A 12,418-nucleotide genomic window follows, 5' to 3' on the forward strand; every position below is an offset into this window, starting at 1 on the left:
ATTATTATAAGACAGTTGGATAAAGATAACTTTCTACAATACTAATATGGCCCGCCAGATGATCTTTGATTTCAATGAGAATACCAGCTTACATAACTGGGAAACGCTGGATGATGTAGTGATGGGCGGCAGCTCACAAGGGAACATCAGCCTGAGTCCTGAAGGCCATGGAAGGTTCAGCGGACAGGTTTCATTGAAGAACAACGGAGGATTTTCCTCAGTGCGTTATAACCTGGCCGATCTAAAAGTGGAACCCCAAGACCAAATCACAATACGTCTCAAGGGCGACGGCAAACGATACCAGTTCCGGGTCAAACACGATAAGCAGGCCTATGCGTCGTACATTACCTACTTTGAAACCACGGGTAAATGGGAAGAAATCAGCATTTCACTTAGGGATCTATACCCCACATTTCGGGGCAAAAATCTGGATCAACCCAATTTTAATCACCATTCCATTCAACAGCTTGGATTTTTGATTGCCAATAAGAAAACCCAGGTCTTCGAGCTGCTGATAGATAAGATTGAATTAATTTCTGAGTGAGTGTCCAGTACGGTCTGGTCTGGGTTGAATTTAAGATAGCAAAAAGTATTGACTCTGGGAATCAAATAATTCTACCTTCAAACTCAGAAATCGATGAATTTTCACAGTTTAGTATAATTTGATGAGAACAGTACTATTTCTATTCCTGTTTATATTTACCGGTGGATCAGCACTCTCCCAGTCTATTAACCGTGCTTTTAAAGAAATAACTAAAAGTGAAAACCATTATAAAATACGTGTTAGTGATGGTACTTACCGGCTGATGTTTTATACCCCGGATATGGTAGAAACCTCGTTTATTCCGGAGGGAGAAGAGTTTAATAAAAAATCGCATGCGGTCGTTATGGATCCGCAGGATGTAGCGGTGGATATAGCCGAGACTGATTTATCAGTGAAACTTTCATCTGCAGGTATTTCGGTCGAGGTCCAAAAGTCGCCCTTCCAAATATCTTATTATCGGGATAATGAGTTACTGATATCTGAAAAGGACGGCTACCACCAAGATTCGTTAAAGTCGATTAATTTTAATATTACCGAGAAGGAAGCTTTATACGGGGGTGGAGCCCGAGCCCTGAATATGAAAAGACGAGGATACCGCTTGAAATTATATAATCAGGCACACTATGGTTATGGCGACCGCAGTGAGCTGCTCAACTATACCATGCCGGTCGTTTTATCTTCTAAAAAATATTTACTGCATTTTGATAATGCTCCGATTGGTTTTATGGACTTGGATAGTAAGGATAAAAATACTCTTTCTTATAAAACCATCAGTGGGCAGATAACTTACCAGATAGTTAGTAAAAGTTCGTGGTTAAATATTATAGATAGTTTTACCGATCTCACGGGTAAGCAGCCGATGCTTCCACGCTGGGCGCTTGGTAATTTTTCCAGTCGATTCGGATATCACTCTCAGGAAGAAGTGTTGGAGACCGCCGAGCTTTTCAGGGAACAGGAAATTCCGATGGATGCTATCATACTGGATCTGTTTTGGTTTGGCAAAGAGATGAAAGGAAATATGGGAAATTTAGCCTTTCATGCTGATTCCTTTCCAAAACCTGAGCAGATGATCGGTACTCTTCGGAACGACCACATTGAGACAATTTTGATCACCGAGCCATACGTGCAAACCACATCTAATAGGTGGGATGAAGCTGTAAAGAATGATGTATTGGCTAAAGATTCATTGGGTAATCCGCTTACATTTGATTTCTATTTCGGAAATACGGGCATTATTGATGTCTTTGATCCGAAGGGATACAATTGGTTAAAGAATATTTATAAAGATTTGTTGAACATAGGTGTTACGGGCATGTGGGGGGATTTGGGGGAGCCTGAAGTTCATCCTTCTGAGGCTATTCATGCTACTGGCACCGCTGATGAAGTGCACAATATTTACGGGCATCAATGGGCAAAGTTAGTAGACGAGGCGTTTTATGAGTATGATCCAGATATGCGTCCCTTTATTCTAATGCGTGCCGGCTATTCGGGTTCACAGCGTTTTGGCATTATACCTTGGACGGGCGATGTAGCTCGCAGTTGGGGCGGCTTGCAAAGTCAGCCCGAGATTTCGCTGCAGATGGGAATGCAGGGCATCGGCTATATGCACAGTGATCTGGGCGGTTTTGCAGGAGACAATCTGGATGACGAGCTTTACGTACGCTGGATGCAGTATGGGGTATTCCAACCGATCTATCGTCCCCACGCCCAGGAAGCAGTACCCAGCGAGCCTGTTTTTCGCAGTGATAGTGCCAAAAGCTTGGCCAAGAAAGCTATAGAACTGCGTTATCGGTTACTGCCGTATAATTATCACTTGGTGTATCAAAATCATAAAACCGGCGCGCCGCTAATGCGTCCGCTGTTATTCGGGGAACCTAAAAACGAATTGCTATATCATTATGATGATGCTTACCTGTGGGGTAATGATTTTTTGGTGGCTCCGATTGTAGAATCTGGACAAACAGAGAAAGTAGTTTATTTTCCAGATGGTACGAATTGGTATAATTTTTATACCAATCAAAAATTAGAAGGTGGACAACAAGCTACTATTGCTGTAAATGATACGACTATTCCCACCTTTGTGCGCGCCGGGGCTTTTATTCCCATGAGCCATCCGGTGCAAAGCGTCAAAGAGTATAGTGGGGATAATTTAGTTTTGCACTATTATGCAGATGAATCAGTCAGTAATTCGTCTTCGAAGATGTATAATGATGATGGGTTGACAAGAAGTGCTATTGAAAAGGGTATGTATGAGCTACTGACATTTGAGTCGGCACGAAACGAAAATAAGTTGGATTTTACCTTCCGGGCTAAAATTGGTGAAAACTATTTGTCATCAGAAAAAAACATAGAGTTGGTAGTTCATAATATTTCAGATCAGCCCAAAGAAATTACGGTTAATGGTGAAGATGTAGCTATACAATGGAATGAGACTACAAATAAAGTACAAATACCTCTTGATTGGAATACGCAGGAAACGGTATCAATAAAAATAAACTGGACTCAGGAGTAGATTTGAATATTTGCAGATATTAGCGATAATGTTTTCAGTCGATATCTAATTATTGCTAATCAAGTGTGATGGATTTTATTGATGAATTATTAGTAGACCTCTGCTTTATCGGGGGAATTATTATATTCATTATAAGCTTCTTTAAAAAGTATAGGGAATATCGATATGCAATGATGCTAATTGGAGTACTATTAGTGTTCATAGGACTGATCTTTTTAGATACTGGATCATTGCAAGAAGTTTATCAGAAAGGATATGAAGCGGCACAAGGAATTTAACAATGGTTACAGAAAGCGATTTAGATTATTTAAGACGTTGCATTGCGTTGGCCAGCAAAGCAGTTGAGGCGGGTGATGAAGCATTTGGATCGGTATTGGTTTCAGGGGATAATGAAGTTCTTTTTGAGGATCGGAATCGCATCAATACAAAAGGTGATCCTACCCGGCATCCGGAAATTGAAATAGCGCAGTGGGCAGCACAAAACCTTAACTCCCAAGAGCGAGACTCAGCTACGGTTTATACTTCAGGTGAACATTGCCCCATGTGTGCCGCAGCTCACGGATGGGTGGGACTGGGAAGAATAGTATTTATAAGCTCCTCAAATCAGTTAACTAAATGGTTAAAAGTATTCAATAAAGATTCATCACCGGTAAAGCCAATATCCATAAATGAAATTGTGCCGAATGTTGAAGTAGAGGGTCCGGTACCGGAATTAGTAAATGAGATAAAAGAGTTGCATCGGAAGTATCATGGGCAATGATTATATAATATTAGTTTAATGATAGGTTATTATGAATGGTAAAGAGAAAACTCCGCTTATTTTACTCCACGGAGCACTGGGTACATCAGAACAATTTGATTTTATTCTTCCACAGCTTAAAGAACATTTTGATGTACACCAACTAAATTTTGAAGGACACGGGAATGCAGGTCCCACAAATAGTTCTTTTCGTATTCCCTATTTTGCAGAAAATGTATTGGGATATATGGATGAGTACCGTATAGATCAGGCTTATTTTTTTGGGTATAGTATGGGTGGATATGTTGCACTGGTGTTAGCTAAAAATAATCCCGAAAGAGTAAAAGGGGTGGCAACGTTGGGCACCATATTACAATGGGATGAAGAAGTGGCCGACCGTGAGAGCAAATACCTGCACCCTAAAAAGATGAAAGAAAAGGTGCCGCACTTCGTCAAGCAGCTTAGTGAAAGACATCTTTCTGGTTGGGAGCGTGTGGTAAACAGCACCCGGGATATGTTGCAGTACCTGGGTGCACATCCGGAAATAAAAGTGGATGAATGGAAACAGATAATGTGTCCGTTGCGATTTCATATAGGTGACCGCGATACAACCGCCGGATTTGCTGAGACGGTAGAGATCTACAGAATAACGGAAAAGTCAGAGCTGATGGTGATACCTAAAACAGGGCACCCCATAAACGAAGTGGACAAAGAATATCTCGTACTTTCTCTTAAAAACTTCTTTAGGGAAATAAAAAAAACCGATCAAAACGACCGCAATCAGAAAAAGAACGGCAGTCAAAACTAAGTACGGAAATAGGATTGAAGTTTATAACCATCAATTAAAAAAAATATACTCGCTATGAAAAAACGGATAGGAGTTTGTCTATTGGTATTAATGATAATGCTTGGTATTCAGCCCCTTCAGGCTCAGGAAACCAATAATTTTAAGAATCAATTTAGTCGGCATTTTGACTATGCTTCGCGCGTACTTTCACTGGCCAAAGCGATGCCGGCTGAATTGTATTCTTGGCGTCCGAGTGAGGAGGTGATGTCGGTCGAAGAAGTTTATACGCATATAGCGCGTTATAATTATTACTACCTTGATGAAAACCTTGGCATACCAGCACCCGATGATGTAAATATTGATAACATTGAGTCAATTACCGGTAAGGAAGAAGTGGTGGATATCCTGGAGCGATCCATAGCGCATGTAAAGAATGCTATCAAGGAAATGCCGGATTCCAAGCTTCAGGAAGAAACACAACTGTATGGAAATGCAGTAAACGGTCAGGCCGTGTTGATGCAGTTAATCACCCATAAAAGTGAGCATGTGGGACAGTCGATAGCTTATGCACGGATGAATGGGATTGTACCGCCGTGGAATCGGTGACCAAAGTTGGGGAAATTAATGTCAAATTATTTATCTCTTACCGATCTTAATTATTGTACTCTGATCAGGCAGTTCGTAACTTTTTACTAAGATTTATCATACGGTAACACCTGGTGATAAATCGAAAAAAGTTGTTAACCATCATCAGGTAGAATTATATGAAATACATAACTCTAACTCTCCTTATCTATTTTTTTATCCCGGGCATGGGATTATCACAGCAGACTAAAAATTATGCGGATAACCTGCTTGAGGTAACAAAAAAAGGAATCGTTGCAGAAGCTAACGCCAACTTTGATGAACATGCGAGGCAGTTGATAATTGGCGATATAATTATTCCCGTATCAAAAACCACAAAAGTAAAACGCCGGAAATATCAGGGAAATCAGGTAGTAGAATTTAGACTCCAAGAAGGTACGGCAATTACAAGTAAGGATGAACCAAACTTGAGGAAAGCGTGGTTTTTATTAGAATTTAAATCAAAAAAGTCGGCTAAAAGTTTCGTAAAACTCTTCAAAAAGATGACGCAAGAAAATGGTTAATTTACAGTTCATCGATAGCAAGCCATCTTGGGGTTCAGTAACCAATAAGATCTACTAATCCCTTACGCTTTTTTAAACACTACAATACCGTTGTGGCCGCCAAAGCCAAAGGTGTTACTCATCACTACATCTACATTCTTTTCTCTGGTTTCCCCCAGAACGATATCCAGTGATGATGGAATTTCTTCATCAATATTTTCGGTATTGATAGTGGGAGGAATCAAGTTGTTATTAATAGCTTTAATGCTGGCAATAGCTTCAATGGCACCGGCAGCACCCAGCAGGTGACCCGTCATTGACTTCGTAGCCCCAATTGTTAAATGATCAGGAGATTCCCCAAATACATTAACGGCCGCCTTAATTTCGCTGATGTCTCCCACCGGTGTAGAAGTTGCGTGCGTGTTGAGATAATCAACATCCTCGGCATTAAGTTCACTGTCGTTAAGAGCTTGTTTCATGGCAGCAGTTGCTCCCTTTCCTTCGGGATGTGTGGCTGTCATGTGATAGGCATCGGCCGTCATGGCTGCACCGGTAACCTCGGCATAAATTTTGGCACCCCGTGCTTTAGCATGTTCATAATCTTCGAGGATGAGCGAGGCTGCACCCTCTCCCATTACAAATCCGTCACGGTCTTTATCGAACGGACGCGAAGCACTCTTGGGATCGTCGTTACGCTGCGACATGGCACGCATTGCCGAAAATCCGCCAAAAGAAGATTCGGTAATCCCCGCTTCAGAACCGCCGGTAATCATGACTTTTGCTTTGCCCCAGCGGATATAATTAAGCGCATCCATGATCGCGGTATTGGAAGTCGCGCAAGCCGAAACGGTGGCATAGTTGATACCCATCAGCCCATATTTCATAGAGATCATACCCGGCGCCATGTTAATAATGAGCTTGGGGACAAAGAATGGGTTAAAGCGTGGCTTAAAATTACGTTGCGTATAATTTTTAACTTCATCTTCGAACGTTTTCATGCCGCCCTGTCCGCTGCCCCAGATAACGCCGGTATCAAACGGATCCATCTCATCAAAATCGAGTCCGGAATCTTCAACGGCCTGGTCTGTTGCAACCAATGCGTACTGACTATAGGGATCAGAACGCCGAATGGTATTATGCTCTAAGTGCTCTTTGACGTCAAAATCTTTGAGCTCGCAGGCAAAATGTGTGCGAAATTGAGAGGGATCGAAATGGGTAATTCGGTCGGCACCACTCACCCCATTGGTTAGGTTTTCCCAAAAGTCGGGCACGTTGTTACCAAGCGGAGATATGGCACCGAGTCCGGTTACTACAACTCGTTTAGGCTTGCTCATTATAAAAAAGGAGTAAATTTTATTGCGATGAAAAAGGTCAATAAATAAAACTATTGACAAGATAAGTCGCGTGGAAATTACGGATTCTTTAAGCTTCCACCAATTTGTTATCTGGAATCGTAATCCGGAAGCCTATAAAAGGGCACAAATAAAAAAGCCCTCCTGGTTGAGGAGGGCTTAGGTAACAGGACTATGGGATTAACGTTAGTCCGTCTGTGTTCCGTAAAAACGTTCAGTTTCGATTTTGTCTCCATCCCAGTGTTGCACGGCAACCTGTTCAAGATCCATAGGTTCGTCAGTTCCCTTGAAAGTAACGGTCATAGTTGATTCTACAGCAGTAATTCCTTCATCTTCATTCGAAGTAATCCCAGAAACTTGGATACCGTGGAATTCTTCAACGCTGCTGAAAAATTCGTTCTCGCGTTCACGGTTGGCCTCCTTACCTTCTACAGCCGTACCGTCTTCCAAAATCATAGTGACATCTTCCGCATAATATTCTTCAAAGGCATCCATAGCGGTACCTTGTGCAATGTGATCGTAGATGTCAGAAATTTTATCGAAATAACTCATAAATGTTATAAAGTTTGATATTAAAGTATTTGTGAGACGATATAACGGTACTTGACTAAAAATCGTTTACGGAAAAGAAAAAATTTTTTGGTTGCAGGGAGTCGAACATCGGTCTATCTTTATCAACAACAGAAAACAAAATGCAGAGATAAAAATTTATGGCTACGGTAAAGCTCATTGAAATTGCACACGGACGAAGCGGTGATAAAGGGGACGGAAGTAATGTGGGAGTGATAGCTCGACACCCGGATGTGTATCCCTTCTTAAAGGAAAACCTCACGGCCGATGTGGTAAAAGAGCAGATGAAACACATCTGTAAAGGTGACGTTGAGCGGTATGAACTTCCCAATATTGGGGCACTTAATTTTGTGCTGCACGAGAGCTTGGGCGGCGGCGGAACAGTATCCCTAAAGCTGGATGCTCAGGGTAAAACCCACGCCTCTATGCTGCTGCGGATGGAGTTAGACGTACCTGACGAACTGCTGGAGAAAGTAAAAGAGACAGCGTAGATCGTTTTTTACAAAGTTTTTTTACTTGGTGCAATGTTCTGCGTTCAGCTAAAAATGTTGTTTGCTGGACTTACCGATTATTCAACCATCTGACGAATCCCATCGTAAATAAACTGGATGGAAAGAGCGGCTAAGAGCACTCCTAAAAATCGTCGCAGAATCTCATCCCCGGTTTTACCTATAATCTTTTTCAGATATTTGGATGTTAGCATCAGAATAAAGGTAAGCAGTAAAATGGAGAGGATAGCTGCAATAACTGATAGATTGGCGGATATTTTTGAAGCATTGGAAAACAGCAGAATAGATAACGTAAGCGCCCCTGGTCCGGCCAGTAAAGGAATGGTCATTGGAAACACGGAGATATCTTTCTTAACTGTAGTATCTTCATATTCAACACCTTCGGTAATCATATTGAAAGCCGTATAGAAAAGTAGTAGTCCACCGGCAATACGCAGCGAATTAATGTTGATTCCCAGCTGATCAAGTAGTGGCTCGCCGTAATTTCCAAATACAATAAGCAGAAAAACTGAAATTATAATTGATTTCAAAGCCATCATGCGGCGATGGTGCTTTTCTCCCTCCGGTATCAGAGAGTGAAAAACCAAGGCCGCTCCAATGGGATCGATAATCACAAAAAACCCAGTTAAGGCATTCAGGAAAACAGCTAAATCCATATTATATGACCATTTATCAGGGATTAGAAAATGTAACAGGGATTTTCACTCTGGCCTGATCCCATTCCATAATAATATTGGTGGAATCCTCTTGGATATCGGAGAAGCGAATAGTAAACGCTTCGGTTACTTTATCTGTAGATAAGGTAGGGACCTCAACCCGTAAAAAGTCGTGTTTGGAGTTGTAATCAAATGCTCCCCATTGTGCAAGTTCTTTGTTAAGGATGATGGTCCAGCTATCTTCTTTTCGCGGGATGCTGAACAACGCATACGTGCCGGCGGGCACGGTTTCTCCGGCGAACATGATCTCTTTCGTCGTTGTAATTTCCGTTGCTTCATTAGCTCCGGTTCTCCATACCTCATTGTAAGGGACCAGCTCACCAAAAATTTGACGATCATTTTTATAAGGTTGCCCATATACAATTTTAACATAGGTATTGCTCGGTTGGTGGGTTGTTTGGGCAATAGCAATAGGACTTTTACGTCGGTCGGCATCTGGCTCTTGTGGTTCGGGTTCTCGACATCCCGTTAGCAAAAAGAGACCTGCCAATAACACTGGAATTAATTTATGCAAATAAAGAAAACGTAGATTCATGATTAGAGAATAAAACAAAAATTCTGAGATAAGTATACGTTTAAAAGTTCCCTATAAAAAATTGGGATTGCTTGCGCGTGGGTTCATAACCGAAGCCCAAACCAATGTTGAATCGTAAATTAGAAAGCTGAAAATTAGCCCGTATTCCCATTCCAAATACAGTACGTGACTGATCGTGCCAATCAGAGAATGTTGGATCGGTAACGGTATTGGAAAAAGCGACCAGGTAGATATTGCTTAAATAAAAGGGAAGCAGCAGTCCACCATCATCAACATAGGTGAGCGGGATGGTGTAGCGGGTATCAAAACTCAACAGATTAGGTGAATTGGGAAAAACAAAGTTAGAAAACCCGTCGGAAACAATAGATTGGTTATCGAAAATCAGCCCAGATTGGGTGATTCCGCGCAACCCAAGTCGTAATGATTGGTTCCACCGTTTCAGCGGAGCAACAAAACCATAGATGCCCGTTCTCAGGGCTGTGGTATTTGGCGATGAAAAAGTAATTTCATTGTTCGAAAATCCGAATGTAATGTTATCTCCCGATAAGTAATGCTCAATTTCGGAAAACAAAATAAGACCGGTATTAGGTTGAGGGTCTCTAATATTTTGTTGGAGCCTATAGTTGAACTGGGTGTATATATTACCAGCACTAATGTTGGCAAAGTCAGAGATAGAATTGCTAAAATTGGTATCAAAAAAGCGAAGCTGTGATCGGCGAACTTCCGGTTCTACAAATAGCGTAGTGTTGTAGATATTCCGATTCAAATTAACCTGCAGAGGTATACTTAGTGCCAAGCTTCGCTCCTGCCGGCCTAATAGGCCAACGTTTGAAGCAGATCGATACGACGGCTCATTAAATGCACGCAGTTTAACCCCGGGCCAAAATGTTTTGTTTTGATAAATGATATCATACCAGCCTCGCTGTTTAAAGTAAGAGACATCCGCCGAGTAAGCTTTTGTCGATAGTGTATTTACACTGTGTAACGATATGCCGATCTCATAATCATTTTGATTCGACACCTCATCTGCAAAGGGCAAAATGGTACGTGGTTTTAGCCAGCCCATTCCCGAAGAATATGATCCGGGGTCCCATTTATTAGAAGCTTGGGCAACGGAATCGGAAATAATATCAGTAACCGCGGAATGACGGGTGTTCCGATCTTTCCAACGATTTTGTACAACCGGCTGATTTGCAAATTTCGATCGTTCCATGATAGTCGGCAGCCGTTCGTTCTCATCTTGGCGGACGAAAGCAATCCGATTTCCTTCCGGGCTGTAGCTTCCCTCAAACGCGTTGAATTTTGAATTGGTTACCTGTAAAAGCTCCTGATCAGACAGATCATACTCATAAAGTTGCATGGTGCCCGAGAAATCACTGCTGAATAAAATTTTATCATCAGCAGGGTGCCATTCGGGGTCAAAAACAGAGCCCTTTTCAAAAGTTACATCAGGCGCATCTTTTAGCGGCTCGGAGATGTTATTCCGTTCTGTAATCCATAGAGCTTGCTCTCCGTTTTTGTTGGAGACAATAGCCAATTGGTTGTGTTCAGGGTGGACAGCCACGGCTTTTATCTCGTGATTAGGTGCCGAAAAAACCTCTCGCTCATCGTCGTAATTGGAGTTGCCCAACGTTACCAACTTCGACCGAGCAGGCTGTGATTTGAGGGCCCAAAGCTTATCCCCATAAAAGACGGGTGCATATAAACGACCCCTTTTGGTTAACTGTTTTTGTTGATGAGTATCAAAACTATATTGCACCAATTCGGCTTTGGCCATATTGTCATAAATGAGATCTGCTTCGTAGTAACTGTAGACTAACTGTGATCGATCACCAGAAAGATCATACTGAAAATCACGAACTGAATTGGAAGTAATAAGACGGTGCATTTTTTTACTGGCAAGATCATAAGTATAGAAGCCGGAGCGAGCATTGTAAAACGAGCCGTAGAAAATAAGTTTAGAATCGGAAAGCCATTTCGGGCGGCGGATTTCAGCCCCCTTATATGGCACGCCCAATTCTAAAAACCGTGGCTCTGGTTTCTTTTCTTCCTGTTGGCTTTTATGGTGTTCTTCAAATTGATGGTAAAGTTGCCCTGGCCACAACCCCGTAGTATGGCGAAGGGCCACCCCGTAACCGAGGAAAGGGAAATCCATATAAAAATCGAGTGCATTGCGGGTAATATTATCCCCAAATTTGGAGTGAAGCCAGTCGGTAAATTCGTAGCCTCCTATGTAGTGCCGTCCAAATGGCCGCGTGTAGCTGGATGTCTGCATCAGCTGTCCCATAGACCAGCGTTGATTACTGTTGAAGGCTGCATCAAATTGGTTGGTAAAAACAGGATAATTACCTCTGCCGCCGTAATCGGTAATGTGTTCGGTTTCATGATAAACGGCAATACCTTCGAGCATGCCCATCGGAATAGCAGCATGAAACATGCGTGCAAGGTCTGGGGAAAACAAGCTGACAACACGAGGAAAATTGTAGGTGCCCAGATTATTGAATTGCAGGGCATGAACCAACTCATGCGGACCCACGTTGGCCAGCCAATTGCCCGTTCGGGGATTCAGTGACTTGCCTTTGATAGGTGGAAGTTCAATTTCAGACCGGAAGTTATAGGGCGTGACAAATCCGTTGGAACGATCGTTATAGTTGTTTAAGATGATCGGAAAGTTCTCGAGTTCTCCACCTACAATATCTTGAACACTTGGATATTGTGATTCTAACATTTGGGCCAGCTCAAAGGCTTGCTTTTCATTTTCTTGGGCATAAATGAACTTGAAATGATGAGTTTTTAATTGCTGCCAGTGTTGGTTGGGCGGACGATGTTGGGTGGGGTAGAATTGAGCAAATGCAGAAGCACAGAATAAAAAAATCAAACTTAGGGTTAGTAGCGCGTTACGAACCATGCTTCTTTCTTTAATAATTTTTGGATAGGATCAATCTAATAAAGATTTGCGGCAATCATCAAGATGAGTTTGAGTTGCAATTCCTTTCCGTTGGATATTTTCCTACTACGCAGGAAAAA

Annotated in this window: 13 protein-coding genes; 8 read left to right on the top strand and 5 right to left on the bottom strand. The window is 42.0% G+C overall.

All coding sequences use genetic code 11. The features are described 5' to 3' along the window. The first annotated feature begins 58 nt into the window (after nucleotides 1-58). The 7 genes from ACQ76V_RS08355 (at nucleotide 59) to ACQ76V_RS08385 (ending at nucleotide 5,730) form a co-directional block, all read left to right on the top strand. Nucleotides 59-544, top strand: a complete 486-nt coding sequence (locus tag ACQ76V_RS08355; protein WP_441000030.1) for a CIA30 family protein — start codon at nucleotides 59-61, stop codon at nucleotides 542-544. A 121-nt stretch (nucleotides 545-665) separates the two neighbouring features. Beyond that, entirely contained in the window at nucleotides 666-3,056 is a 2,391-nt protein-coding gene (locus ACQ76V_RS08360; protein WP_441000031.1) for a glycoside hydrolase family 31 protein, read from the top strand. A 68-nt stretch (nucleotides 3,057-3,124) separates the two neighbouring features. Continuing rightward, complete coding sequence (locus ACQ76V_RS08365; protein WP_441000032.1) at nucleotides 3,125-3,334, top strand: hypothetical protein; 210 nt, start codon at nucleotides 3,125-3,127, stop codon at nucleotides 3,332-3,334. A gap of 2 nt (nucleotides 3,335-3,336) precedes the next feature. After that, entirely contained in the window at nucleotides 3,337-3,816 is a 480-nt protein-coding gene (locus ACQ76V_RS08370; protein WP_441000033.1) for a nucleoside deaminase, read from the top strand. A 31-nt stretch (nucleotides 3,817-3,847) separates the two neighbouring features. Next, the gene (locus ACQ76V_RS08375) at nucleotides 3,848-4,603 is read left to right on the top strand and encodes an alpha/beta fold hydrolase (RefSeq protein WP_441000034.1); all 756 of its coding nucleotides are present in this window, start codon (nucleotides 3,848-3,850) and stop codon (nucleotides 4,601-4,603) included. A 54-nt stretch (nucleotides 4,604-4,657) separates the two neighbouring features. Next, on the top strand, nucleotides 4,658-5,188 hold the full coding sequence (locus tag ACQ76V_RS08380) for a DinB family protein (protein WP_441000035.1): 531 nt from the start codon (nucleotides 4,658-4,660) through the stop codon (nucleotides 5,186-5,188). Nucleotides 5,189-5,346: 158 nt separating this feature from the next. Next, nucleotides 5,347-5,730 carry a hypothetical protein gene (locus ACQ76V_RS08385; protein WP_441000036.1) on the top strand — a complete coding sequence of 128 codons (384 nt, stop codon included), beginning with the start codon at nucleotides 5,347-5,349 and terminating at the stop codon, nucleotides 5,728-5,730. A 62-nt stretch (nucleotides 5,731-5,792) separates the two neighbouring features. On the opposite strand, the gene fabF is transcribed toward ACQ76V_RS08385, so the two are convergent. Both fabF and ACQ76V_RS08395 read right to left on the bottom strand, forming a co-directional pair. Continuing rightward, a complete protein-coding gene (gene fabF, locus ACQ76V_RS08390; RefSeq protein WP_441000037.1) occupies nucleotides 5,793-7,043 on the bottom strand; it encodes a beta-ketoacyl-ACP synthase II in 1,251 nt (416 codons plus the stop codon). Nucleotides 7,044-7,247: 204 nt separating this feature from the next. Continuing rightward, nucleotides 7,248-7,613 carry a nuclear transport factor 2 family protein gene (locus ACQ76V_RS08395; protein WP_441000038.1) on the bottom strand — a complete coding sequence of 122 codons (366 nt, stop codon included), beginning with the start codon at nucleotides 7,611-7,613 and terminating at the stop codon, nucleotides 7,248-7,250. A 158-nt stretch (nucleotides 7,614-7,771) separates the two neighbouring features. On the opposite strand from ACQ76V_RS08395, the gene ACQ76V_RS08400 reads away from it, so the two are divergent. Further along, nucleotides 7,772-8,122, top strand: coding sequence for an AtuA-related protein (locus ACQ76V_RS08400; protein ID WP_441000039.1), 351 nt, complete (start codon nucleotides 7,772-7,774; stop codon nucleotides 8,120-8,122). 77 nt (nucleotides 8,123-8,199) lie between these two features. Here the strand turns inward: ACQ76V_RS08400 and ACQ76V_RS08405 are convergent, their stop codons facing one another. The 3 genes from ACQ76V_RS08405 to ACQ76V_RS08415 form a co-directional block, all read right to left on the bottom strand. Beyond that, nucleotides 8,200-8,796, bottom strand: a complete 597-nt coding sequence (locus tag ACQ76V_RS08405; protein WP_441000040.1) for a MarC family protein — start codon at nucleotides 8,794-8,796, stop codon at nucleotides 8,200-8,202. 16 nt (nucleotides 8,797-8,812) lie between these two features. After that, a complete protein-coding gene (locus ACQ76V_RS08410; protein ID WP_441000041.1) occupies nucleotides 8,813-9,370 on the bottom strand; it encodes a DUF2911 domain-containing protein in 558 nt (185 codons plus the stop codon). 61 nt (nucleotides 9,371-9,431) lie between these two features. Then, nucleotides 9,432-12,299, bottom strand: a complete 2,868-nt coding sequence (locus tag ACQ76V_RS08415; RefSeq protein WP_441000042.1) for a TolB family protein — start codon at nucleotides 12,297-12,299, stop codon at nucleotides 9,432-9,434. Between the last annotated feature and the right edge of the window lie 119 nt (nucleotides 12,300-12,418).

Origin of the sequence: Fodinibius sp. SL11 (assembly GCF_052060035.1) — a bacterium.
Lineage (GTDB): Bacteria > Bacteroidota > Rhodothermia > Balneolales > Balneolaceae > Fodinibius.

What these genes read in the sequence shown, in the direction of transcription:
- ACQ76V_RS08355 (WP_441000030.1), top strand. Translation starts at nt 59, where the DNA reads ATGATCTTTGATTTCAATGAGAATACCAGCTTACATAACTGGGAAACG.
- ACQ76V_RS08360 (WP_441000031.1), top strand. Translation starts at nt 666, where the DNA reads ATGAGAACAGTACTATTTCTATTCCTGTTTATATTTACCGGTGGATCA.
- ACQ76V_RS08365 (WP_441000032.1), top strand. Translation starts at nt 3,125, where the DNA reads ATGGATTTTATTGATGAATTATTAGTAGACCTCTGCTTTATCGGGGGA.
- ACQ76V_RS08370 (WP_441000033.1), top strand. Translation starts at nt 3,337, where the DNA reads ATGGTTACAGAAAGCGATTTAGATTATTTAAGACGTTGCATTGCGTTG.
- ACQ76V_RS08375 (WP_441000034.1), top strand. Translation starts at nt 3,848, where the DNA reads ATGAATGGTAAAGAGAAAACTCCGCTTATTTTACTCCACGGAGCACTG.
- ACQ76V_RS08380 (WP_441000035.1), top strand. Translation starts at nt 4,658, where the DNA reads ATGAAAAAACGGATAGGAGTTTGTCTATTGGTATTAATGATAATGCTT.
- ACQ76V_RS08385 (WP_441000036.1), top strand. Translation starts at nt 5,347, where the DNA reads ATGAAATACATAACTCTAACTCTCCTTATCTATTTTTTTATCCCGGGC.
- fabF (WP_441000037.1), bottom strand. Translation starts at nt 7,043, where the DNA reads ATGAGCAAGCCTAAACGAGTTGTAGTAACCGGACTCGGTGCCATATCT.
- ACQ76V_RS08395 (WP_441000038.1), bottom strand. Translation starts at nt 7,613, where the DNA reads ATGAGTTATTTCGATAAAATTTCTGACATCTACGATCACATTGCACAA.
- ACQ76V_RS08400 (WP_441000039.1), top strand. Translation starts at nt 7,772, where the DNA reads ATGGCTACGGTAAAGCTCATTGAAATTGCACACGGACGAAGCGGTGAT.
- ACQ76V_RS08405 (WP_441000040.1), bottom strand. Translation starts at nt 8,796, where the DNA reads ATGGATTTAGCTGTTTTCCTGAATGCCTTAACTGGGTTTTTTGTGATT.
- ACQ76V_RS08415 (WP_441000042.1), bottom strand. Translation starts at nt 12,299, where the DNA reads ATGGTTCGTAACGCGCTACTAACCCTAAGTTTGATTTTTTTATTCTGT.